General features: G+C 62.4%; 21 protein-coding genes and 2 tRNA genes. 15 read left to right on the top strand and 8 right to left on the bottom strand.

What is annotated here, in order from left to right; translation table 11 throughout:
• Window positions 1-113: 113 nt before the first annotated feature.
• The 9 genes from ACE103_RS05185 (at window position 114) to ACE103_RS05225 (ending at window position 8,251) form a co-directional block, all read left to right on the top strand.
• A complete protein-coding gene (locus ACE103_RS05185) occupies window positions 114-821 on the top strand; it encodes a CoA transferase subunit A (RefSeq protein WP_028336014.1) in 708 nt (235 codons plus the stop codon).
• 78 nt (window positions 822-899) lie between these two features.
• Window positions 900-1,550, top strand: a complete 651-nt coding sequence (locus ACE103_RS05190; RefSeq protein ID WP_097677082.1) for a 3-oxoacid CoA-transferase subunit B — start codon at window positions 900-902, stop codon at window positions 1,548-1,550.
• A 1-nt stretch (window position 1,551) separates the two neighbouring features.
• Window positions 1,552-2,196, top strand: coding sequence for a GNAT family N-acetyltransferase (locus tag ACE103_RS05195; RefSeq protein ID WP_375778562.1), 645 nt, complete (start codon window positions 1,552-1,554; stop codon window positions 2,194-2,196).
• Between the two features lie 478 nt (window positions 2,197-2,674).
• Window positions 2,675-3,694, top strand: a complete 1,020-nt coding sequence (locus ACE103_RS05200) for a GlxA family transcriptional regulator (protein WP_375778563.1) — start codon at window positions 2,675-2,677, stop codon at window positions 3,692-3,694.
• 102 nt (window positions 3,695-3,796) lie between these two features.
• Window positions 3,797-4,324: a 4-oxalocrotonate tautomerase family protein gene (locus ACE103_RS05205; RefSeq protein ID WP_375778564.1), complete on the top strand. Its 528-nt coding sequence runs from the start codon at window positions 3,797-3,799 to the stop codon at window positions 4,322-4,324.
• Window positions 4,325-4,337: 13 nt separating this feature from the next.
• Window positions 4,338-5,321: a carbon-nitrogen hydrolase family protein gene (locus ACE103_RS05210; RefSeq protein WP_375778565.1), complete on the top strand. Its 984-nt coding sequence runs from the start codon at window positions 4,338-4,340 to the stop codon at window positions 5,319-5,321.
• A 30-nt stretch (window positions 5,322-5,351) separates the two neighbouring features.
• Window positions 5,352-5,669, top strand: coding sequence for a hypothetical protein (locus ACE103_RS05215; protein WP_375778566.1), 318 nt, complete (start codon window positions 5,352-5,354; stop codon window positions 5,667-5,669).
• Entirely contained in the window at window positions 5,666-7,366 is a 1,701-nt protein-coding gene (locus ACE103_RS05220; protein WP_375778567.1) for a VWA domain-containing protein, read from the top strand. Before ACE103_RS05215 ends, ACE103_RS05220 begins: the two co-directional genes overlap by 4 nt.
• Window positions 7,367-7,765: 399 nt before the next feature.
• Window positions 7,766-8,251 (top strand): Crp/Fnr family transcriptional regulator, encoded by a 486-nt coding sequence (locus ACE103_RS05225; RefSeq protein ID WP_375778568.1) that lies wholly within the window; start codon window positions 7,766-7,768, stop codon window positions 8,249-8,251.
• On the opposite strand, the gene ACE103_RS05230 is transcribed toward ACE103_RS05225, so the two are convergent.
• Entirely contained in the window at window positions 8,190-9,017 is an 828-nt protein-coding gene (locus ACE103_RS05230) for a metallophosphoesterase (RefSeq protein ID WP_375778569.1), read from the bottom strand. The two genes, ACE103_RS05225 and ACE103_RS05230, sit on opposite strands and share 62 nt — an antisense overlap.
• A 399-nt stretch (window positions 9,018-9,416) precedes the next feature.
• Window positions 9,417-13,337: a histidine kinase dimerization/phospho-acceptor domain-containing protein gene (locus ACE103_RS05235; protein ID WP_375778570.1), complete on the bottom strand. Its 3,921-nt coding sequence runs from the start codon at window positions 13,335-13,337 to the stop codon at window positions 9,417-9,419.
• 361 nt (window positions 13,338-13,698) lie between these two features.
• On the opposite strand from ACE103_RS05235, the gene ACE103_RS05240 reads away from it, so the two are divergent.
• From ACE103_RS05240 to ACE103_RS05255, 4 genes are all read left to right on the top strand, one after another.
• The gene (locus ACE103_RS05240) at window positions 13,699-14,097 is read left to right on the top strand and encodes a phasin family protein (protein ID WP_223976029.1); all 399 of its coding nucleotides are present in this window, start codon (window positions 13,699-13,701) and stop codon (window positions 14,095-14,097) included.
• 262 nt (window positions 14,098-14,359) lie between these two features.
• Window positions 14,360-14,797: a phasin gene (locus ACE103_RS05245; RefSeq protein ID WP_223976032.1), complete on the top strand. Its 438-nt coding sequence runs from the start codon at window positions 14,360-14,362 to the stop codon at window positions 14,795-14,797.
• A gap of 188 nt (window positions 14,798-14,985) precedes the next feature.
• A tRNA-His gene (locus tag ACE103_RS05250) sits at window positions 14,986-15,062 on the top strand.
• A gap of 222 nt (window positions 15,063-15,284) precedes the next feature.
• Window positions 15,285-15,369, top strand: a tRNA-Glu gene (locus ACE103_RS05255).
• A 627-nt stretch (window positions 15,370-15,996) separates the two neighbouring features.
• On the opposite strand, the gene ACE103_RS05260 is transcribed toward ACE103_RS05255, so the two are convergent.
• Window positions 15,997-16,416, bottom strand: coding sequence for a hypothetical protein (locus ACE103_RS05260; RefSeq protein ID WP_375778571.1), 420 nt, complete (start codon window positions 16,414-16,416; stop codon window positions 15,997-15,999).
• A complete protein-coding gene (locus tag ACE103_RS05265) occupies window positions 16,413-16,814 on the bottom strand; it encodes a hypothetical protein (protein ID WP_375778572.1) in 402 nt (133 codons plus the stop codon). Before ACE103_RS05265 ends, ACE103_RS05260 begins: the two co-directional genes overlap by 4 nt.
• A gap of 828 nt (window positions 16,815-17,642) precedes the next feature.
• Between ACE103_RS05265 and ACE103_RS05270 the strand changes: the two genes are divergently transcribed.
• Window positions 17,643-17,999 carry a hypothetical protein gene (locus ACE103_RS05270; protein ID WP_375778573.1) on the top strand — a complete coding sequence of 119 codons (357 nt, stop codon included), beginning with the start codon at window positions 17,643-17,645 and terminating at the stop codon, window positions 17,997-17,999.
• 405 nt (window positions 18,000-18,404) lie between these two features.
• Window positions 18,405-21,749, top strand: coding sequence for a CHASE2 domain-containing protein (locus tag ACE103_RS05275; RefSeq protein WP_375778574.1), 3,345 nt, complete (start codon window positions 18,405-18,407; stop codon window positions 21,747-21,749).
• A gap of 163 nt (window positions 21,750-21,912) precedes the next feature.
• Here ACE103_RS05275 and ACE103_RS05280 read toward each other — a convergent pair whose 3' ends face one another.
• The 4 genes from ACE103_RS05280 to ACE103_RS05295 all read right to left on the bottom strand — a co-directional run bounded on the left by ACE103_RS05280 (window position 21,913) and on the right by ACE103_RS05295 (window position 24,083).
• Complete coding sequence (locus ACE103_RS05280) at window positions 21,913-22,143, bottom strand: hypothetical protein (RefSeq protein ID WP_375778575.1); 231 nt, start codon at window positions 22,141-22,143, stop codon at window positions 21,913-21,915.
• A gap of 108 nt (window positions 22,144-22,251) precedes the next feature.
• A complete protein-coding gene (locus ACE103_RS05285) occupies window positions 22,252-22,641 on the bottom strand; it encodes a hypothetical protein (RefSeq protein WP_375778576.1) in 390 nt (129 codons plus the stop codon).
• Window positions 22,642-22,931: 290 nt separating this feature from the next.
• Window positions 22,932-23,702 carry a hypothetical protein gene (locus tag ACE103_RS05290; RefSeq protein WP_375778577.1) on the bottom strand — a complete coding sequence of 257 codons (771 nt, stop codon included), beginning with the start codon at window positions 23,700-23,702 and terminating at the stop codon, window positions 22,932-22,934.
• Window positions 23,703-23,711: 9 nt separating this feature from the next.
• Entirely contained in the window at window positions 23,712-24,083 is a 372-nt protein-coding gene (locus tag ACE103_RS05295; RefSeq protein ID WP_375778578.1) for a hypothetical protein, read from the bottom strand.
• Between the last annotated feature and the right edge of the window lie 151 nt (window positions 24,084-24,234).

Raw genomic sequence — 24,234 nt, forward strand, 5'->3', positions numbered from 1 at the left:
GTCGCAGGCCGCCGCCCGCCGCCGCACGGGGCCGTGATTGACGCATTGCGAAGATTTCGCCTAATAATCCGTTGGACAGAGCCGTTCCGCGCCCTCCATCAGGTATTCATTGCATGAACAAGGTTTATCCCGACGCCAAATCGGCACTCGATGGTCTCCTCAAGGACGGCATGATGATCATGTCGGGCGGCTTCGGCCTCTGCGGCATCGCCGAGACCCTGTCGGACGCGATTCGCGAATCCGGCGTCAAGGGACTCACCGTCGTCTCCAACAATGCCGGCGTCGACGGCATCGGCCTCAGCCGGCTCCTGGAGACGCGCCAGATCAAGAAGATGATCTCGTCCTATGTCGGCGAGAACAAGCTGTTCGCGCAGCAATATCTCGCCGGCGAGCTCGAGCTCGAGTTCAACCCGCAGGGCACGCTGGCCGAGCGCATCCGCGCCGGCGGCGCCGGCATCCCGGCCTTCTACACCAAGACCGGCGTCGGCACGCTGATCGCCGAAGGCAAGGAAGTGAAGGAATTCGACGGCGAGAAGTACATCATGGAACGCGGCCTGTTCGCCGACGTCGCCATCGTCCACGCCTGGAAGGGCGACACCGCCGGCAACCTGGTCTACCGCAAGACCGCGCGCAACTTTAACCCGATGATGGCGACCGCCGCGAAGGTCACCGTCGCCGAGGTCGAGCATCTGGTGCCGGCCGGCGAGATCGACCCGGACCACATCCACACCCCCGGCATCTTCGTCAAACGCATCATCGAGGTTGGGACCGGCAAGAAGCGGATCGAGTTCCGCAACACCCGCCCTCGTCCCGCCGCTTAACGCATGATCCGGAAAACCGGGTACCGATTTTCCGGCAAGATCATGCGCAACCAATAAGTAATTCTTCAGGAGAGCCTCATGGCCTGGACCCGTGAACAGATGGCCGCCCGCGCCGCCAAGGAATTGCGCGACGGCTATTACGTCAATCTCGGCATCGGCATCCCGACGCTGGTCTCGAACTACATCCCCGACGGCGTCGACGTGAACCTGCAGAGCGAGAACGGCATGCTCGGCATGGGCCCGTTCCCCTATGAGGACGAGGTTGACGCCGATCTCATCAACGCCGGCAAGCAGACCGTGAGCGAGCTGCCCTCGACCAGCTATTTCTCCTCGGCCGATTCCTTCGGCATGGTGCGCGGCGGCCATATCGATCTGTCGATCCTCGGCGCCATGCAGGTGGCGCAGAACGGCGATCTCGCCAACTGGATGATCCCCGGCAAGATGGTGAAGGGCATGGGCGGCGCCATGGACCTCGTCGCCGGCGTCAAGCGCGTCGTGGTCGTGATGGAGCATTCCGCCAAGGACGGCGCGAAGCTGCTCAAGCAGTGCAACCTGCCGCTGACCGGCGAGCGCGTGGTCGACATGGTCGTCACGGATCTGGCGGTGTTCACCATCGACAAGCACGGCAAGGACGGCATGGCGCTGATCGAGCTCGCCGACGGCGTCACGCTCGACGAGGTCAAGGCCAAGACCGAGGCGGAATTCCGCGTCGCGCTGAAGAACACCTGAGATGCTTGGTGCGGGACGATCCTCGATCCGTCCCGCACGATCCGACGACGCCGGCTTCATCGCCCGCATCGTGCTGGCCGCGCAGCGCGGCCCGTTGCCGCGCGGCTGGTTCGACATCGCGCTCGACCGGCCGGAGGGGGAATGCTTGGCGTTCATGACGCGGCTTGCCGTGGCGCGGGTGCGCTCATGGTACCATGTCGCCCATTTCCTGATCGCTGAGGTCGACGGTGTGCCGGCCGCCGCGCTGTGCGCCATGCCCGCATCCGGAACGGTGGTCGCCGCACGCGCGGCGATCGAAGAGGTCGCGGCCGAGACCGGCGCGGATGCCGACGGCATCATCGCGCGCGGCGGCTATGCCCGCAATTGCTCGGTTCAGGGCGGCGAGGGCGACTGGCTGATCGAGCACGTCGCAAACCTGGGATCCTATCGCGGCGGCGGTCTGGTGCAGGCCCTGATCGCCCGGGCGCTCGCCGACGGCAAGGCTGCGCGCTATTCGCGGGCATCGATCTCGTTCGTGATCGGCAACGACGCGGCCGAGCGCTGCTACACCAAGGCCGGCTTTGCCTTCGCCGAGGAGAAACGCGATGCGGCCTTCGAAGCCCTGACCGGCGCGCCGGGCTTTCGCCGATTTGCGCGCGGGATGTGAGGCGGCGGCGAGGGGTACGTACCACGCGGTCACAACCATCGCCGTCGTCCTGGCGAAAGCCAGGACCCATAACCACCGCGTTGCGTTGTTGAAGAGGGCTGCGGCCCCAGCGTCGCGCAACAATTGAGATCCGGGGTAATGGCTCCTGGCTTTCGCCAGGACGACGCTGAGGATCGATCTCGCGCGATGCGACGCACCGTCATTGCGTACTTCATCTCGGTGTCGTCGCCCGGCTTGACCGGGCGATCCAGTATTCCAGAGACGCTAGCGATTGAGCCGAGAGGCTGCGGCGTACTGGATCGCCCGGTCGAGCCGGGCGATGACAGGTGAGTGGGGACGGAGCTTCGCATTCTCGCGACATGAGTTACGCGTCGGGCAATCACATAGCGCGGTGCTAACGGTGGCCGCTGCCGGCCGCTTGCCGGGCCTCGCGCGCAATGGCAGAATTGCCCCATCTTGTGCAAGATCGGACACGGCCGTGCCACTCATCCGGATTTGGGTCTATGACGGCATCCTCGCTTCGGGCGTTGCGGGCATTGTCGACGTGTTCACGGCCGCCAATTCGGTGGCGGCGAAGCGGCCGCAGCGTCACAATGGCAAGCCGTCCCAGTTGCGCTGGCGCGTCGAGTCACTCGATGGCCGGCCGGTGCAGACCGCGTCCGGCCAAATCATCGGCGTCGATGGAGCGATCAGCGCGCGGTCTGCGGCGGATGCGGTGGTGATCCCCGGGCCGTTCGTCGGCGATATCGAGCGCTTCTTCGCCCGGCTCGAGACGGTCGAGCCGCTGCTCGTAGCGCTGCGGCGGCAACATGAGCGCGGTACCGTGCTGGCATCCTATTGCACCGGCAGCTTCATCCTCGCCGAAGCCGGCCTGCTCGACGGCCGGGTCGCGACCACCCATTGGGCGAAGGGACGGACATTTGCGATGCGCTATCCGGCGGTGGATCTGCGCGTCGCCGAGATCCTCACCGAGCAGAACCGGATCGTCTGCTCGGGCGCGGTGACCACCTCGCTCAATCTTGCGCTTCGGCTGGTCGAGAAGTTCGCCGGCGCCGATCTGGCCGCCGAGACCGGCAAGCTGATGCTGATCGACGGCAGTCGCGTCTCGCAGGCGCCCTATGCCAGCCGCACGCATGATACCGAGCATTCCGACGCGCTGGTGGCGCGGGCGCAAAGCCTGATGGAGAAGTCGCTGCAACGGGGCTTCAGCCTCGCGAGGCTAGCCCGCGACCTTTCGGTCAGCGAGCGCACGTTGAATCGCCGCTTCAAGCTGGCGGTCGGTGAGGCCCCGCTGCAATATCTGCAGGCGCTGCGCGTCGACGTGGCCAAGCGTTTGATCGAATCCAGGCGGCTGAAGCTCGACGCGGTCAGTGCGCGCGTCGGCTACAACGACCTGTCGACCTTTCGCCGCCTGTTCAAGCGCGAGACCGGGCTTTCGCCCCGCGAATACCAGCGCCGGTTTGAGCGTGTCACCGCGCGCATGGCGACTACCGGCTGACGAGGCCGTGTCCGAATTTGCCCTGAGAATGGCGATACTGCCACTGCTGCGGGAAGCACCTCGCGCATAGACCTCATGCCGGCAACAACAGGAGGTCTCTCAATGCCGATGATCGACGTCACAATTCCCGAAGGAGCTCTGAAGCCGGCGGCGGAAGCGCGGCTGATCAAGGAGCTCGGCGATATCCTGATCGGTCACGAGGGATTCGACCCAGCGAACAAGGTGGCGCAAGGCGTCACCGTCGTGTTCCTGCATCGGCCGGCCGCGGTCTACGTGGCGGGCGAGCTGTCGCCGTCGCCGCGCTATCGCATCGTCCCGACGGTGCCCGAGGGGCAGTACACCGAAGCCTCACGCGCGGCCCTGGTGAAGGACGTGACCGATGCCGTGGTGCGCGCCGCCGGCGGTTCGTACGAGGATGTGGCGCCGCAGGTCTGGGTGTTTCCGACCGAGATACCGGATGGCCAGTGGGGCAGCCGCGGCGTCATTCGTCTGCTGCCGGACATCCAGGCCTTCATCGCCGGCGAGCATGAACGCAAGGTCGGCGAAGAACGCCTTGCGCGTCGACGGCGCGTCAAGGCGCTCGAGCTGCTTGCGGGCGCGCTCGATGCTGCCCGCAAGGGCGTCGCGTGAAGCGGCACCGGCCATGACAATCGATACGCATTTCAGGCTCGCGGCGATCCAGGCCGCCGCGGTGCCGTTCGATCGCGAGGCGTCGGTGGAGAAGGCCTGTCGCCTGATCCAGGAGGCCGGAGCCATGGGCGCAACGATCGCCGCGTTCGGCGAGACCTGGCTGCCGGGCTATCCGTTCTTCTGCCATGCACCGACCGGGCCAAGCACCTTTCGCGCCATGGCGGAATATCTCGATAGCGCCGTCGAGATTCCGTCGCCCGCCACCGACCGGCTCTGCGATGCGGCAGAGGGCGCCGGGATCGATGTCGTGATCGGCGTTGCCGAGCGCGACGCGACAACGAAGGGCACGGTCTACTGCACGCTTCTGTTCATTGGCCGCGAGGGGCGGATTCTCGGCCGTCACCGCAAGCTCAAGCCGACCTTCAACGAGCGTTCGGTGTGGGCCGATGGCGACGCGGTCGGCCTGCGCGTTCATGAGCGGCCGTATGGCAGGATCAGCGGGCTCAATTGCTGGGAGCACAACACCATGTTGCCCGGCTATGCGCTGGCCGCGCAGGGAACGCAGATCCACGTCGCCGCGTGGCCGGGACGAGAGCCCGCCGTGGCGCCGCCGTCTCCCACGCCGCTGTGGCCGCGACAGCTTTTGCTGTCACGCGCGTTCGCGTCCCAAGCGGGTTGCTACGTCATCGCCGCGGGCGGCATGCGGTCGCACGAGGCGACGCCCGAACGCTATCGCGAACTGTCGACGATCGAGTACAGCGGCGACAGCGTGATCATCGATCCACGCGGCGAGGTCATCGCGGGGCCTGCGCAAGGCGAGACCATCCTGATCGCCGACGGATCGCGGGAGGTTGTTCTCGCGGCCAAGGCGCTGTGCGATATCGGCGGCCACTATTCGCGCCCGGACCTGCTCCGACTGATCGTCGACCGTGATCGGCAGGATCGGGTCATCGATTGCGGCTTCGCCGGGCGCGTCGCGCCAGACATGTGGGAGTAGTGCACGGCAGCGTGCAAAGCAGCGTCATCCGTGATGACGCTCACGCCGTCCGTCGCGATGCGCGCAACTCTGGAAGCAATTTATTCGCGATTGGCTTGTCGCGTCAGTCCAAACGCCTGTCGCAATAGTCTAAAGGTTCAAACGCAAGTGACGCCAATCAAAGACATTTTGCGTTTCGTCGCGTGCGCGTCGCAATTGTATCGTGCCGGCAATCCGGCCAACAAAAAACAAAATCGGGATCGAAGGAAGGCGCGGCTGTGGCAAGGTGCGAATGGTCTCACGATCTGCCGCGCCGTCGCAGCCGTCTTTGCCCTCCGATTGTCTCCATCATCGAGGATCGATCCGTGATTAAGGTTTTTTGCCGCTCGTTCGTTGCCGGCCTGCTGTCGCTTGGCCTGGCGTTGCTGTCACTTCATGGCGCCCAGGCGCAGGCGCAAGGGCAGGGGACCGACACCATCCTCGTGCTCGATGCATCCGGCTCGATGTGGGGCCTGGTCGACGGGCAGAGCAAGATCTCCGCTGCGCGACAGGCGGTCGATGCGATCCTGTCGAAATGGAATCCCGCCGATCGTCTCGGCGTGATGGTCTATGGCCATCGCTCGAAGGGGGACTGCAAGGACATCGAGCTGATGGTGCCGGTCAGCAAGTTCGATCCGGCCAGGATCAAGGCCGCGATCGACGGCATCAACCCGAAGGGCAAGACGCCGATCTCGGATTCGCTGCGTGCTGCCGCCGAGGCGCTGCACTCGACCGAGAACAAGGCCAACGTGATCCTGGTCTCCGACGGGATCGAGACCTGCGCGCCGGATCCGTGCGCGGCCGCGGCCGAGCTGAAGAAGGCCGGCATCGGCTTCACCGCCCATGTCATCGGCCTCGACGTCGCCGATCCCGCGGTGAAGAGCCAGCTGCAATGCATCGCGCGCACGACCGGCGGCGTCTATCTCGATGCCGGCAACGCCGCGAGCCTGACCGGGGCACTGACCAAGGCGGTGGCGGCGACGCAAGGCACCAAGGTCGCGAGCGAGGCGCCGCCGAAGCCGGCGGCCGCCGATCCCTATCTCGGCAAGAACCTCCGCGGCGTGGCGCGGCTTGCCGAAGGGCTCGATCCGATCAGCGACGAGGACGTCAACTGGGGCGTCTACAAGCGCGCCGGAGGCGAGAAGGGCGAGCACGTCAACACCTTCTACGGTGCGCCGTTCGCCGACAACATCGCGCCCGGCGACTACATCGTGGAAGTGAGCTACCGGCAGCTCAAGCGCGAGTTTCCGCTCAAGGTCGAGAACGGCAAGCCGACGACGCTCGACGTCATCCTCGATGCCGGCTACGTCACCAGCGAGGGCTCGGTTGCGGGTGGGGCCGGCAAGGTCGACGACGTGGTCTGGCAGGTTTCCGACAAGGGCGGCAGACTGGTCGCGCAGGAATACGACGCGGTGCCGCGCTTCGTGCTCGCCGCGGGCAATTATACGCTGACCCTGACCAAGGGGCAGTCGAAGACCAGCAAGCCGTTCGCGGTCGCCGCGGGTGACACCAGCAACGTCCAGCTCACCCTCGACGTCGGCAAGCTGATTGTCACCACCACCTACGCCGAGGGCGGCCCCAAGGTCGAGAAGGACCTCGTGGTTGCCGTGCACCAGCCGGCGAAGGCCGACGGTGACGAGGGCGAGAAGGTTGCGCAGGAATACGACGCCGAATCGAAGTTCGATCTGCCGGGCGGCAGCTACGAGGTGATGGTGACGGTCGGCGAGGCCAAGGGCACGGCGCGCGCGGAGGTGAAGTCCGGCGCGCCGACCCGGATTACCGTCAACCTCAACGCCGGCGTGGTCGGGATCAAGGCCGACGGCGCCCAGGAGATCGACATCTACGGCGCCGAGCGCGACATCAACGACGAGCGCAAGCGCGTCTCGGTGAGCTATGATGCGACCTATAACGTCGCGCTCAGCGCCGGCGACTACGTCGCGGTCGCCACCTATGCCGACGGCCAGAAGGCGGAGAAGCCGTTCTCGATCGCCGCCGGCAAGCGCCAGACGGTGGAGATCAAGCAGTAGGGGCGATACGACGTCGCGTCTTTCTCGCCTGTACGGTGAGCACACCTCTCAGGCTCCCTCTTCCCTTGTGGGAGAGGGTTGGGGAGAAGGGTGCCCCGGGTGCGATAAACGAGGAAAGCCTCGCTCTCGCAATCTCGATCCCGCCGTTCTGCAAATGGAGAGCGCGTGCCGTGTGGTACCCCTCTCCCTAGCCCTCCCCCACAAGGGGGGAGGGAACCCCTCCGCCGGTGCGTCCCTAACTGAAAGCGGAGGAGAGTGACGTGAGACCATCTTTGACGCTCCCAGCACGCACGCTCATCCCTCGCCGGCATGCCGACAATTTGGGCAGACCGCCCGGCTAATCCCGTTCACCTCGACCGCATCTCCGCCTAGTCTGACAGCAGACGGAGGTGAAACAGCATGCGGGCGATCCTTGATCACTGCACCGGCGGCAACAGGCGCAGCCTGCCGGCCGGCACGGATTTCATCGAGGAGGGCGGCCAGACAGGTCATCTGTTCGTGCTGCTCGAGGGCAAAGTCGAGGTCGTGAAGGGCGACAGTGTGGTCGCGGTGATCGACGAGCCCGGCGCGGTGTTCGGCGAGATGAGCGTTCTGCTCGACAGGCCGCACAGCGCGAAGGTGCGCGCGGCATCCGATTGCGTCCTCTATGAATTCGACGATGCGGCGTCGTTCCTGCGGGAGCAGCCTGCGGTGGCGCTGCTGATCGCACAGCTGCTGGCGCAACGGCTGCACGTCGCCACGACCTATCTGGCCGATCTGATGCATCAATATGCCGATCACGGCAGCCATCTGGCGATGGTCAGCGAGGTGCTGCAGAGCATGATCAACCTGCCGCCGATGCAGGTCGCGCCAGGCTCGGATCGGCAATCCGATCCAAGGATGTGAGCCAGTCCGGCGCCTCGCTGAGCGGCGTTGCCGGCCGGTGCAGGGGCGCGTTGAGATCGACGATCTGCGCGTCGCCGGCCGCGAGCCAGAAGGCTTTCTCCTGGGTGAGATCGAGCACGATGTAGACCGGCGGCCGGCCCGGCTGCAGCCCGGTATTGAACACCCAGGTGGTCCCGATCCGGTCGAACCAGGAGCCGTTCGGGATGAACGGCGATTGGTGCACATGGCCCGAGATCACCGTCGTCGGACGGTGGCGCTCGATCCAGTGCAGCAGCTCGACGTCGCCGAAGAAGCGCTTGCCGCCCCAGCTGATCGGCGAATCCGCCGGCGGGGCGTGATGCACCCAGACCCAGCGGCGGTGCGGGATGGCGGCGGCCTTGCGCAGCTGGTCGTCGATCCGGGCCTTGACCATCGGGCCGTCCCACCACGGGCACACCGTGAACAGCGTGTCGCCGATCGTCAGGTTGTCGCCGTCGCAGGCGACGCCGAATTCCCTGACGGCGGCGACCCATCGCGCAACCTTCTCGCCCTCCGCGTTGCGCTCGTCGAGGTCATGATTGCCCGAGCAGAAGATCACGCGCGTGAGGCCGGCGAGCCGCGCGAGGTATTTCGTGACGACGACGATCTGGGCGCGGAAATCCACCGCCGAGCCGAGGTTGAGCGCGTCGCCGGCGAAGATCACGAGATCGAATTGCGGCGCGGCCGCCAGCAGCCAGTCGAACTGCGGCAATGAATAATGCAAGTCGGCGACGACGAGGCAGCGCATCCGCCAGATCCAGATGCCCGGAAAGCGGGCTGGGTTCGCAAGATAATGAATTTCAAACAAGCGGAATTGCAGCAAGATTTATGCCGTGCCGCACGGGGCTAAGCGCGACAGATTCCCGCAGTGAGGTAGGTACGCTGGCCAGGCTCCCTCTCCCCTTGTGGGAGAGAGTGGGGAAAGGGGTGGCCCCGAGCGAGATGATTAAGGTGAGGCTCGCTTTCGCAATCTCGATCGTGTGGCGTTGCTGGATTGAATGGAGAGAGCGTGCCGCGTGGCACCCCTCTCCCTAACCCTCTCCCACAAGGGGAGAGGGAACCCTTCCGCTATTGCGTTCCTCACGCTACCGGCGGGAGACGATAAACATCACACGCACGCTAAAAAACACCAGCTGCACGCCGCCGCTCACGCCCTCGCCGCAGCATGCGAGAACACGATCTCGATTAGCGTGCCGGTGCGGCCGCCGGTCTTGATCTGGAATTTGGCGCGGTTGGCTTCGACCAACGCCTTGGTCAGCGACAGGCTGACGCCGCCGGAGCCGGCATGATCTGACGGGGTCGGTGCGCGGAACGGCTCCAGCGCGGCGGCGACCTCGTTGTCGTTGAGGCTCTGGCCGGTGTCGCGCACGCGCAGCATCACCTCGCCGAAATCCGACAGCGCGGTCGAGACGATCACCTGGCCGCCGGCATTGGCGAGATGGATCGAGTTGCCGATCAGGTTCAGCGTGATCTGGCGCAGTGCGCGGGCGTCGGCGATCACCGGCGGCAGCGTGTGCGCGAGCGAGGTGCGGATGATGATGCGCTCGCGGTTGGCCTGCGGCTGCATCACGGCGACGCAGCTCTCGACCATCTCGTTGAGGTTCTGGCTGGCGAAGGCGAGGTCGAGCTTGCCGGTCTCGATCCGCGACAGATCGAGCAGGTCGTTGACGATGGCGATCACCCGCTCGCCGGAGGCGCGGATGTCCTTCATATATTCGACATAGCGCTCGTTGCCGAGCGCGCCGAAGCGCTCTGATATCATCACCTCGGCAAAACCGATGATGGCATTGAGCGGCGTGCGCAGCTCGTGGCTGATCCGCGCCAGCATGTCGGATTTGCCGTTGGCGGCGCGCTCAGTGAGCCGCCGCGCCTCGCGCAGTTCGCCCTCGCTCTTCCTGGTCTGGGAGAGATCGCGGAACACGGCGAAGAAATTCGGGCCGTCGGCGCGGGTGCGGCCCATCGTCACCGACAGCGGAATGATGCCGCCCTGGCGGACGCGGCCGAGCGTCTCGCGGCCGTGGTCGAGCAGGCTGGCGACGCCGGCCGATTTCACGCTGGTGAGATAGTCGAAGATGCCGTGCTGGCTCTCCGGCGCGAACAGGTCGGCGAGATTATGCGTGATAAACTCGTCGCCGTCATAGCCGAACAGCGCTTCCGCGCTGCGGTTGCAGGAATGGATGTTGCCCTCGGCATCGAACATGATGATGCCTTCGGCCGCGGTGTCGAGGATCGCGCCGAGCTCCTCGGCGTCGGCGTGGCCGGCCTGCGGCGGTAGCGGCGCAAGCACCGGCTCCACGGCAGCAACAGGCTCCGGATCGGGCGCAGGATCGGACAGCGCGGCCGCGACCGCGGCGTCTTCGTCCAGCGTGCGCGAGAAGATCAGCGCCAGCGCGGAATCGTCGTCCCAGGTGATGGTGTGCAGCCGCGCCTCGGCGGACACTGACTGCGCGCCGTCGTCTGCGTTCTGGTTCGCGGAGATCGTCACCGGCGTGCCGGTGCCCGACGTGCTGCTCGCCTGCGAGACGCCGGGTTCGACATAGAGCGCGTCGAGCCCGCCGGCGGCTTCCAGTGCGTGCAGGCTGTCATAGCCCATGCGGGCGAGGAAGGTGTGGTTAGCATAGAGCAGGCGGTCGAGCCTGTAGATCAGGATGCCGACCGGCAGCAAATCGAGCAGTGCGCGGTCGCGCCGGGACTCTCCGCGCGGTGCAGGCTCCGTCGCGACGAGCCAACCGGCCTTTGGCGTGTCGGCTGGCGTATCGAGCTGCGCGATCGCTTCTTGCAGCGGCGACGCCTCCGCCTCCGGTTCGCTGGCGGGTGGCGCTTCGGCAACCGTCTCCGTGGCGGCGCGCTCGTTCGTCGTCGCGGTGAGGCCGGCCTCGCTTTCGAGCCGCGCAGACAATTGACGCGCGAGCTCGTTGAAGGCGTTGTTCTCGACCGGCGTCAACGACGGCGGCCGCGTATCGCCGGCAAGGCGGAACGGCAGCACATTCTGCGGCGGGTCGTGGCGCACGTCGTGCGCTCCCTCCTGCGTTCCTCCTGTCGTTTCTTGCGGCGTTTCCACGGCGTGATCCGGATCGGCTTGGTGTGAAGTCTCTGCTGCGCTCGGTTCGGTCAATTCCTCGGGTGGTGCTGCGGTCGGGTCGGGCGGCGGAGCAACATCATGCGGTGCGGCGGGCCCGGGCGGCGCGGCGGTGCGCGGCGCCGGCGCGACATCGGCCGACAGCGATCGCGGCGCGATCGCGCCGCTGAAGAACTCATAGCGGCGCAAAGCGGCGAGTCGCGCAAGCCCGTCGAGGTCGCGACACACACCAAAGCCGCGGTAGCCGGCGAAATTCCGATTGCGGTCAAACACCGGCAGGCCGGACAACTCGACCGGCAGCCGGCCACCGCCGTCGACCGGCCAGTGCAGCGTGATGCCGCTCCAGGTGTCGCGGCTGGCGAACGCCTTGAGGACGCGGCCCTCGGGATCGAGGCCAAAGCTCTCGGCGATGTCGCTCCAGAGACGCCCGAAGCCTGCCGCGGTGTGCAGCCCGATCAGGCGGGTGAATTCGTCGGAGCCGAGCGAGAAACGGGCCTCATGGTCCATCTGCCACATGAAGCGCAGCGGATGCCGCCGCATCGGCAACGGCTCGTCGAGCCAGGATGGCGGCGTCACCGGCGCCAGCATCGCGGGCTGTGGCTCGGCGGCAGGCGGCGGAGCCGGCGCATCCGCGATCGCATAAGGCGAGGGCACGGGCTCGGCGGGTGGCGCCGATGTTTCCGAAGCGGGCGCGTGTGCGGTCTCTTCGAAATCGGGAGTAGGTTCAGCTGCAGGCGCTTCGACCTGTGTCGCAGCGGACACCTCGATCAGCGCTTCCGATAGCGGCTCCTCGACCGCGGCGGTTTCGTCAGGCGTGGTGTCGAGAGGCGTGGTCTCGGCCGGTGCTTGCTCTGCAAGTGTCAGTTCTGCCGACGCGAGCAGTGGAGCAAGGTGCGCAGGCGCTTCGACCTGTGTTTCAGCGGGCACTTCGATGAGCGCTTCCGATAATGGCTCCTCGACGGCGGGGGTTTCGTCGGGCGTCGTGTCGAATGCGACAGGCGCGACGGGTGCGGTCTCGACGTGCGTCTCTTCCGACGCGGGAGATGCGGTAGCGTCCGCAGGTTCGGATTCAGTCGCGTTAGCGATCGGCTCGGCTGCGGCTTGTTCTTCCGCGGGCGGATCCAGCGCATCGAACAGCGTGAAGGTGGCCGGCGCTTCGCTGACCGGCGTAGCGGTTTCTTCATGCGCGGTTGGCAGTTCGACAGCGGCAGGCGCTAGTGGCTGCTCGACTGTCGCGGCCTGTTGCGGCGCTGCTGCCGCTGCCGGTGCTTCCGGTGCAGCCGTCTCCGGCCGAACCGGCTCAACCACGATCGGCGCTGCCGGTTTGGCGGCGAGATGCGCCGCCGGCTTGATCAGTGCGATCAGCGCGCGGTCGGCACCGTGGCCGATCCGCTGCAGCACGACGCGGCCGATCGCAACGCTCGCCGCCGCGCGGCCCTGCGCCAGCGCTTCGTCGCGCGCGGCATCGAGGCCGGCTTCAGTGAGATCGTGCAGGCCGGGCAGCGGACGCGCTGCCTCGTTGGTTGCGACCAAAAGTCCGTCGCCGTTGAAGGCGGCCGCCGGACGCGGCAAGCCCTGCACCAGCCGCAGCAAGCGCTCGTTGAGCGGCATGGTGCGGCCAGACGCATTGAGCGCGGTCATCAGGATGCCGTGGCTGGCGTCGGATAGCTCGATGCGCCTGCAGCCGCAGGTCGCGAGCATGCCGGGCGCCGCGCCGAAGCCGCGCAGCCGCTCCAGCCGCACTGCGCCGCCTGCGTCGAGGCTGGGACCGAGCCGCGCGACCTGACGGCGATGCGGATCGGCCGGGCCGAAGGCCCGCTTCGCCAGCTCGGCACCATTGGCGGCACCGAATACCTGCGCGCCGACCGGATTGGCCCACAGAATCCGCGCGCCGTCGGCCGACCACAGCCATGCCGGCAAGGCGCCCGACGCATGGTCGGCCAGCCGCACGTCGCCGAGCGCCTGGATCTGGAATTCCGCGTCACTCATCACGCAAGATTTGACCGCATGGTTTGGCTTCTTCCTTAGCTTGGCCGGAGCGCCGGCGGCCGCAGGACGACAGCCTTAACAGAAGGTTAGTATCGCAACTGGGGGGCGGCAGGTCCATGTCTGCGGCCAGGGTGTCCCGGCTTAAGCCGGGATAACGTTAACTTGGCTGAACGATCCACAGCCGTTTGGCGTTGTCAGGCAGAGAGGCGGCTGCGACAGCGTGTTGCGGAGCCAGGGCGGCGCCGCGTCACACCTGCGATTGCAGTGCCGCGATATGTTCCGCCGTCCATTCTACCTTGTATCCTAACCCGGGCCCGCAGGGCCAACCCGAGGGCCGATCACCAAGCGAGGGAGAGCGACCATGAGCGACAACGGGCGTGACCAGTTCGAGATCCCCAAATTCGAGATCCCCAAGGACATGCGGTCGATGGCGGAGGCGAGCTTCGATCAGGCGCGCAAGGCTTTCGACCAATTCGTGACCAATGCGCGGGACACCGCCGGCAAGTTCGAGGAGCGCAATGCCACGATGCGCGCCGGCGCCAAGGAGCTTTCTACCAAGGCGCTGTCCTACGCCGAGAAGAACGTGCAGTCGTCGCTGGACTACGCCCAGTCGCTGCTCAAGGCCAAGGACCTCACCGAGGTCATGCGGCTGCACAGCGAGTATGTGCAGGGCCAGATGCGCTCGCTCGCCGAGCAGGCCAGCGAAATGGGCCAGGCGGTCAGCCGTGCCGCGATGGATGCGGTCAAGCCCAAGAGTTGACGAAGAGCTGACGGAGTGTGGCAGAGCCAACCCTGGTCGGGCGCGGTAATCCCATATTCCGCCGCATAAAAAATGTGGCGTCGCACGCGATCTTACGTTGCGTTGCACAAAATTGACATGATATGGGTGTTTATTAGGCGCGCCCGACGAAGGGCACTCCCGTGAATCAAGGCAGCGTGATCCATTCAACGTTCCCGGCCCTTGTGTCTCCGGGACGTCCGCAATGGTCACATCTACTCACCCGTTGCGAAGGATTACACGTATGACCAACCCGTCCGATCCGTTCTCCGCCTCGATCATCCCGTTCGAGGTTCCCGAGCAGATGCGCGCGTTCGCCGAAAAGGGCGTGCTGCAGGCCCGCGACAGCTACGCCAAGTTCAAGGACGCTGCCGAGACCCACAATTCGACCGTCGAGGCCGTGTTTACCTCGATGAACAAGGGCGCCACCGCGTATTCGGCCAAGCTGATCGAGTTCTTCAAGGCCAACACCACCTCGTCGCTCGACTTCGCCCAGGAGCTGTTCAGCGTGAAGTCGCCGACCGAAGCGGTCGAGCTGTGGACCTCGCACACCCGCAAGCAGTTCGAGACCTACACCGCGCAGGCCAAGGAATTGGCCGAACTCGGCCAGAAGGTCGCCAGCGAGACCGCCGAGCCGATCAAGGCCAGCGCCTCGAAGTTCTACCAGCAGCCGGCCGCCTGATCGCAGCCTGCATGAGATAGCGGAAGGCCCGGGCCGATGCGGTCCGGGCCTTTTTGCTGGACGGGGGCCGTGGAGTGGCCCGAGATAAGAGCGGAAATCAGCGCGTTACGGCCTTGCCAAAGGCGGGCGTTGCACCTAGTTTCCGCCGAAATCGCCGCCCCCCTTTTTGCGGGGCCGTGCGTCAGGATGCAGTTGTAGCTCAGTTGGTTAGAGCGCCTGTCTGTGGAACAGGAGGTCGGTGGTTCGAGCCCACCCAACTGTACCAAACAAATCAAGTGTTTACAGAAGGCATCGAAGGCTGGCTGATTGTTGTAGCTACCAGGTAGCTACCACGACAGCGCTGTTGGATTGCGCGGGTTAGAGCGCGACCGAATTTCAAGTGCATCGCACGTCGTCCAGATACCGCGTAGACGGGCCTACAAGTACAAGTTGCGGTCAGATGCGAAGGGAAAGGGCTAACGCGCACCGGTGTCGTCCCGGACCTGCCGGTCAATCGAACTCAACTATTACGGTTGATGACACTGATCCCTCTCAAGGCTGAAACAGGGGTTCGATTCCCCTAGGGAGCGCCATCCGTCAAGATAAATTCAGTTGTTACATCGAGTTAGCTAGATTGACTGGCTAACCGATGTGAGGCGTTAGCCAGCGTCTGTTCAGTTTACGTGCCGATGCCTAATCGAGCTCAGAGAGCTTAGCTTCAGATAGAGCCGGAGAGGTCACAAAGATCCAAATCCTGGCTCGCACGCTGCGCGTCGATTAGGCGGAGAGAACTTGTTGGGACCGCAGCAATGACGTTTATGATATCCGAATCTCGAACCAGCGCCGGGTCTTTTTTCGATAATCCGGCCGTCAGCTGGCAAGCGCAGTCGCGCGTCTCTGATCGCCAGCATTTCACAGTTAATCGCTCAGCCCATCACCTATGGCTCTAGAAAATGGATGGCTTGGCTATCCGCTATTCCTGATGCTGTGGGTCCGGGCTACCAGTTCGTTTTCACGACAGCCCTAGGACCGGCTGTCCCAGTCAGCGGGGGAGGGGATACCGCCACGCCGCGATCGTCAACCCACGCGCGGGCAAACGGGTGGCGCCTGATATCTCGCCTCGATGACGCACGCGAACATTCTGACGACTGGACAGCACCCATCACCTGGATCTTTGTCGCTGAAATCACGACCGCCAAACGTCACGGCTCGAGTGGATCTTACTTGGTCTTGATTGTGAGGTGACCCTTGTAGCGCTGGAACTCGAACACCTTGACCGTTCCGGGAGGTTGCTGCTGATCCTTGGTGCAGTTGGCCTTGATCGTCGCCATATAGGCCGTGCCCGAAGGCGCGGTGTCTGACTTCGTCGTGATCTCGGCTGGGATGCACGTCTCGTTGTTGAAGCCATAGAAGCCCCACTTCTCGACGCTCAGGATGTCCGTGCATTTTCCGTCACCTTCGTCCCCCAGCGCCCAGCTCGGAAGAGACCACTCTGTCGAGTTGCCATCCTTACTCGGAGAGCACCACTCGCCGACGAAATCGATCGGCATCTGCTTCATTTGGGCTGCGCTGCCAAGGCCGCCGGTGATGAGGAGCGCGGCCAGGCACGGCGGCCGCAGCATAGTGAATATGGTCATCACTTCTTCTTCCCGATGTACTCTTCGCAGAAGACGGTCCGCTCGCTCGCGAATGTGACGAGCGTGGAAGTCAACTGTTTCTGCATGAGGTCAACGTAGATGTCCCAGTCCTTTCGGGACATGCCCATCGGCCGAGCAAACGTTCCATAGTTCGCATCGGAGATGTTGGCCGCGGCCTGCGTCGTCGTGATGTCCCCGCAGGCGTTGTTCACCGCGTAGAAGTAGCCCGCGATGTAGATGTCGTGGATGACCGCCTCGTGGAGGCCGAGATTTTTGAAGAACTGTTCGGCCCTGGCGCGGGATCGGTCGAGGTTCGGCGTATCGGAGGGCGGTAGGGCGAAGGCACTGGAACTGGTCAAGTGAGTCAAGGCAACAGCACAAACGAAAGTCTTCAGCCGCATATCTTCATACATTCCTTTTGGATACCCAGCCGAGTAGCTGGCCGAGCATCAGTCTTGCCATAGGCACCTCGCCTCGACGACCGGCTGAGAAGTGCTATGTCCAGGTTGCGTCGCTAGTTGAGGCCGGCGAGAACGATAGCTGTGTCGCCGCCGACTCGGGCAGATCCAGTTGTTTGGTGGCTAGGTTGGCCCATCGCCGTCGCCCAGCAAGTCCCTGTCGTTGTGGGTCTTGTCGTATGGCTCAGTGATCCGATCAATTAGACCATAGGTGGCAGAGAGGATGCACCACGAGTCAGCATTCTCCTCTGCGGATCTTGTGGCGTCGAGGACCCATGTGAGACGTAGAAAAGTGTAGGGCCAGCCGCGCGTGTCGGCCTTCAGCCCGAGGCACGAAGCGAATGCGACTGTGTTCATTACATTTCCATCCATCGCAGCTCTTCGAGCCAGACCCCAGCACGTGCGCTGCTCTCGCCTCCATTTTCAATCTCCTTCAGCTCGCGCGACGTCCGGGATATATTTGTTCGTCGAGCAGCTCCCGAGCACGTTTAACTTCTGCAGGCGGTAGTGCTTGATCGAGTTGTCGCAGGGACGGCGGACGGTAGCGGCAATCCGTTCGGGCTGTTCTTCGCCGGGTCCTCGATTTCTCCAGATACCCGTCGCCGGGCTCGGCTACAACATCCTCGAGGGGCAGAAGCAGACTTCCAACCAGAAAGCTCTGCAGGCCGACGCATCGCAGGCAACCGCGAACAGCACACAGATGGTTCAGCAAGGTGAGGCGTTGCAACAGTATTTGACCAGCGGCACGCTTCCCGACGCCTACATGAGCAGGTGGATCAGGCGATCCAGGACGCCAAGACGCGCGCGATCTCCAACGCGGCGCAGCAGGGCTTGCCGACCGATCCGACAAAGAACACGGCACTGTCCGCGACGCTGGCCGGCATCGACAACCAGCGCTCGGGCATGATCAGCCAGGTCGCCACGCAACTGTTCAGCTCGGGTTCGAGCCTCGTCAGCGCCGGCCAAAGCGCCGCCGGCCTCTCCGGTCAGCTCTATCAGGCCCTGGTCCAGAACGACACAGCGCAGGCTTCCAACATCGGCAAGGCCATCTCGAGCCTTGCCGCTTCGCTCAACGGCAAGACACAGACGTCGATCGGCGGTACGAACCCCACTCTCAGCGCGGCATGATCGCAGCCCCGATCCACGTCGGTCGTTCTTTAGTTCACGGCTGGCGACTGTATGCGGCGCATGAACGCGCTTTCTCTGGGTGTGCCGCCGCGGATCCACTGTGCGCTCGTCGTATGTCGACCGGTATTGGCCTTGACTGTCCTCCAAGGCAACAAATGCGGAGGTTCCGCGCAAGCTGTAGATTGCCGCTATTGCACGTCAAGAGGCTGTTAGACTAGTCTCTCTTGAAATTACTCTGGTGCCCGCTGCTTTGGCGCCAAAAAATTGCGATTAACGGATTCTTCGAGCTGGCTTTGAGGATTGGCCCGATATTGCGCCGATGGGCCGCACCATTGCTAAACACAAGGCAAGTCGTCACAGGCGCGATTGGACTACTTTAGGCTGCAAAGTATGTCTCGAATATTCATGAGCCATTCGAGCATAGACAATGCCAGTGCCGTCGCACTGAAGGATTGGTTGTTAGCGCACGGCTGGGATGATGTCTTCCTGGATATTGACCCAAGGAGAGGGATCGCGGCTGGAGACCGCTGGGAGCGAGCTTTGAACAAGGCCGCGTTACGTTGCGAAGCGGTACTGTTTTTGGTGTCCCGGGCATGGTTGGCTTCCGACTGGTGCTTGAAAGAATTCAGCATCGCCAGTCGACTGAATAAACGGCTCTTCGGACTCCTGATCGAAGATATCCCTGTCTCAGAACTTCCGGCCGCACTGACGGGGACGTGGCAACTCGTGCCACTTGCTGCCGGCAAAGATCGTGCGACGCTCAGATCCGTCGTTCCCGGCACGCACGACGAAGTCTCCATTGCGTTTTCACAGGAAGGCCTAATGCGCCTGCGCATCGGGCTCGAAAAGGCCGGATTGGATGCTCGCTTTTTTGCCTGGCCACCCGAGAGTGACCCGCAGCGACCACCATATCGCGGATTAAGTTCATTGGAGGCGGAGGACGCAGGCACGTTTTTTGGGCGGGACGCACCGATGGTCGCGGCGCTTGACCGAATCCGCGGGATGAGGGAGGGCGCGGCCCCTAGACTATTGGTGATCTTGGGCGCCTCGGGAGCTGGAAAGTCTTCATTTTTGCGAGCCGGTCTGTTGCCGCGACTGGCGCGCGATGATCGAGCCTACTTAGTCCTTCCTGTGATTCGGCCCGGGCGAAATGCTATCAGTGGTGAGACTGGGTTACACAGCGCCATTGATAGGGCGGTCAAGAGGCAGGGGCTCGCTACATCGCAATCGAGCGAAATAATCGATAGCGGAGTTGAGGGTCTTCGTTCAACATTTTCCTCGATGCTTGCCGAAACCCGGACTGCGTTCATTGGCGATGATGCCGCCGTCCATGATCCAACACTCGTGTTGGCGATCGACCAAGGGGAAGAGCTGTTTCTGGGCGAGGGAGCCGCTGAGGGAGCTGCGCTTCTCAAAATTGTGCAGCAGCTTCTAGCTGATGATGACCCGGCCGTACTGGTAATCATCACAATCCGTTCCGATGCGTATGAGCAGCTACAGATGGCTGATGCGTTGGGCGGGGTTACGCAGCAAACTCTAAGCCTCGTACCTATGCCACGCGGTGCGTATCAATCAGTCATCGAAGGTCCGGCGGCGAGGATGAGAGACGCTGATCGGCCTTTGCTCGTGGATCCGGCGCTAACGCAGGCGCTGCTCTCAGATATTGAAGACGGCAGTGGTCGAGACGCGCTGCCACTCTTGGCCTTCACGCTCGAGCGTCTCTATCTTGAGTTCGGCGGCAGCGGTCGGCTTATGTTCGATAACTATGTCGCGCTCGGCCGCATTAGGGGGTCGATTGAGGCTGCCGTTGAGCGCGCCTTAAGCGCAGCACAAGCCGATCCAAAAATACCAAGCAATCGTGAACTGCAGCTTGCACTCCTGCGCCGCGGATTGGTTCCGTGGCTGGCCAGTATCGATCCGGACACCGGATCCCCCAGACGTCAGAAAGCGCGAATATCGGAAATCCCCGAAGAATCGCGCGCATTGATCGATCTTTTGATTGAGCAACGATTGTTGTCAACTGATGTGGCTGGAGACACTGGTGAGCGGACGATTGAGCCGGCGCATGAGGCTCTTCTTCGTCAATGGGCGGCGCTACAGAGCTGGTTGGTGGAGGACTCCGCGGCTCTTTCGGCGTTCGAGACCGTTAAGCGAGCGTGTCGCGACTGGGTCATTAATGGAAAAAGCGAAGATTGGCTTGCTCATCGGGCACGACGGTTGGCGGACACAAAACAGTTGCTTCAACAATCCGATCTGGATTCGAAGCTGGACACTTCTGAGCGCGACTACCTTGATGCGTGCACAGATAGGGAAGCTGTTGAACGCAAAAGGACCCGTGAAGAACTCGCGCGGCGTGAGCATCTTGAAAGTTCCCTAGACGAGGCAACATCGCTTCCGCAGCTGACGTTGCTGTCCAAGTGCATATATGGCGTTGCGGCGTGCATATGCATAGCCGCGATAGTCTTGATACGGGTCGTTGATCCCTCGTTTGTTCAGGCGGCCCGACGCTACGTCTTTGATTCGTATCAGTGGCTGGACACACAGCCCGTCGAGAGCAACCTCGCACAAGTTTTGGCAGTAGATAACGCATCGCTAGCGCGGATCGGGGAATGGCCGTGGCCCCGAACGGTCTGGAGTGACGTAGTAGCCGCTCTCACAAACAGCGGTGCTCTTGCGATTGGATTCACTGTCTTATTCACAGAATCCGATCGAATGTCGCCTGAGTTGCAGTTGGGACCGCTGGCGCCGGACCGGTCCCATTCAGTAGGTACGATGAGCGACGAAACCTTTGCTCTGGCGATCAAACGCAGCCGGGTAGTACTAGCCACGATACCGATTTCTAGTGAAAGTAATAGACCACCGAAATTGTCGGGCTTGGTGTTGTTGGGCGAAGATGGTCGACGGCATCTCTATTCGTCGCCAGGATTCTTGAGGAACTTGGAAGCACTCGAAAATGCAGCCGACGGTGTTGGTCATACCGGCGTTCGCACCGATTCGGACGGGGTCGTAAGGCGTCTTCCTCTCGCTTGGAGAGACGGCCAATCGATAACAATACCTTCACTGGAACTGGAACTTCTGCGTGTCGTTAGTGCGTCTCCGGCTGCAACAATAAGCAGCGATCGTGCCGGCATTAACTGGATCGGGCTAAGGGGACTTCACATTCTCACAGACGCGAATGGAGCAGTTTACCCGCGCTTTCATGTCAGTGACCCTCAATCATTCTTGTCTGTCGAGAAGTTGCTGGCGGGGCAAATCAATACGAAAGATATTGCCGGCCGGATCATACTGATCGGAGTTACTGCGGATGGCCTTTCGCAGCGCGTAAGGACTTCTGCTGGTGACGTCCATGGCGTGGATATGTATAGGCAGGTTCTGCTAAACATTCTCACACAACGCCTGCTGTGGCGGCCGTCGTTTGCGCTACCAGCCGAAGTTCTTATTACCCTTCTGACAGCGGTAGTTCTTGCGTTTGTGCTGCTAAGCCGAGGTCTTGCCAGTTTCGTCTTGGTAGTTTTTATGGCCGAAGCGCTAATGGTATTCGCGGGCTGGTTTGCATACTCAAAATACGCCATGCTGTTTGATGTTTCCTATCCAAGCCTCGTGATTGTTTTCGCAAGCCCTATATTTGTTCTCTCTCTCTATCTCCGTATAAACTCCAGGCGTTTGAAAGGTCGCGCCAAAATCAAGGAATTGGAAAGGAGATTCTCTCTCCATCGCTCCAAACTGGAGGGAGTTGGAGACGACCGCTAGGGCACAGCTGCCAACGGTCGGTACGTATTGCAACGCATGCTTGCCCGATCATTTGTCCGCCGTTGGTGTCCCGCCCAACTGTTCTGGTGGAAAATTCGCGAGCGAGCCAGGGCCGCGTTGAACGATTGCTTCGCCGCATCGTTGCTCAGTCGCGGGACGAGGGCTACGCTCTTTTTTCCATCGGCACGACGTTTTCTCGGCTCCGCGGCACCAAGGGTATGACGGCCGCGCGGGCGGGATCTTCAAGCGCTGTCGCGATGTATTTTGCGTAGTGGCGCTCAATCATTTTGACGGAAGTGTTGTGTGCCTTGGCGACCTGCTGAATAGGCAGGCCTTTCCGAAGGCCGCGCACAATGCTGGAGTGTCGCAATGCATAAGGGATAACCTCGGGCATCTTCGCGTGGTCGCGGAGGGCCTGCCAAGGACGTGTGAGCTCAGCCCTTTTCCATGGGCCACGTCCGGCCCTTTTCCACTCAATCGTGCCCGGCTCCTGTTCATAGATCTACCGTTCGAATAAGAGGGCGTCACTCGGCCGTCCGACGATCGCGGGCAATAGCGCTTCAATCACATCGTCGCCTACTGGGACCGGAATCGAACCGCCATTTCCGCCACGTCCCTTGTAGGACCCCGGCACCATCAGGCGCTGTTGCGCGCGTTGCGCGTCACCGACGCGCATTCGCCTGACCTGCGCATATCGCGCTCCCGTGGCGGCCAGGCACACGACGAGCCTATATAGGCCGCCATCGAAATCTTGCTTTTCGTCGATTGCGCGCGCAGATCTGAGTACGATGCCGACCTTCTCATCACTGAGGATCTGGTTGTCTCGAGCGACTGACGATTCATCATCGTCGTCCAAGATTGGATAAGTGAAAGAGAAAGAAGACTTATTCATCCAACAGCACTTCAAGCATTACCAAGAATGGCCATCACCGGTTCGACAAGGCGCGAAAGCTTAGGCGCGCTTCTCCTTACCCTGTACGACGCGGACCTTCCTGACCTTCGCCTCTTTAAGGAAGCCCGCCAGAAGGCGCTCGAGAAAATCGGAGATGAAGGCATTGCGCCGATCCGGCATCCGCACCCTGACATGCTACCAGCCTTCAGCCTCTTCGGCTCAGTCCTGGAGATGGACGCTTGGTTGATCAGGCTTGGCGGCAGCTTCCAGCCAAAGTCGGATTCCGATAGTCACTCTAGCTTAGCTGAAGCAAGCGCTGCCTTCTTGATTGCTAGCGCCTTGTCATAGGTCTCTTGCCCGATAAGCTGGGCTATTTCTTTGTCCATGTGCTCATCGTGGGCGTCGTGAATAGCCTCCATTTCAATTGTCAGCGCTCTTAAATCTTCCATCATAGCGATAACGGCACTCACGAATTCCTTTATTTCGAGCAGTTGAAGAGGTTTGTACTTCAGAGATTTTGCACGAACATCGAAGGGGCTGGGAGCGATGGATGTGATCTTGAAGTATGCGGCTGGGACGTCGCCCTTAAACGCCCTGTGATGCGCGAGCCGATCACGAGTATCCTTCAATGCGCGGAGCCTGCTGGTAAGTTTGTCCCACTTGGGCTTTAGCTCACTGCATAACTCGTCGTGTGGGAACAATTCCGAGACGATGCTGAGCCACGTACCGAAGTTGATGATCGAGTACATCACCACGCCGGCCTTTTCGATAGAGCTGGACATGAGCTTCGAGGCGATGATTACGATGATTTGTTCTAAGGAAGCCCAAGCCGATAGAGCTTTACCGACCTCGGTGAAAAACGCCAGCTCGTAGTCTTCAGCGATCTTGGCGTTTATCTTAGCGTCCTCGACATCGAACTCAGCTTTCATACGGGGAGGGTCATCAGCCAACATCTTGTCACGGATGACTTTGAACGCTCGAACGTAAGCGTTGAACTTCGCCTCTTCGAGCTTAATGAGCTTGAAGCGTAGCTTGCGCTTGAGTTCTCGAATAAATGACATGTCAGGGTCTTAGGATTTCGCCGATAGCGGTTTCGATCTTGCCGATGATTGCGTCCTCAGCCACAAACATGAGGCCGCAGAATAGAAGGCAGTGTAGGCAGCCTCGGTCATATCTTGGCCGTCGTCGAACAAAGCGCGCTTGTCGTCAAAGGTATCGGCAAAATGCGAGAATACGCCCAGCGAGTTCGGGTGGCAGATTTCAGACAGATCGTCGTAAGTACGGCGGATGTTGGGATGCTCCACGGTCATCTTGTCGATCGCGGTCAAGATATTGCGAGCCTTGAATTCATCGCCGTGTTCTTGGATGTCTGAGGGCCGCCGAGTGGCGAATACCTTGGGAAACACCAAGGCATCGATACCGTCCGTGTCTCGGCGCTCCAAGAGCGGGAGGATTTCCTGGTTGAAACCCTATAGCGCGGCGGAATCTTCCAATAGGGCGCGCGAGCACAATGCTGCGACCAGAGGGCGTCCATTGTCGATTTCTCGGACGCCGCTTTCAAGGAGAGAAAGTCCCCGTCGTATATGCGCCTGT

Source organism: Bradyrhizobium sp. ma5 (genome assembly GCF_042258955.1).
GTDB lineage: Bacteria > Pseudomonadota > Alphaproteobacteria > Rhizobiales > Xanthobacteraceae > Bradyrhizobium.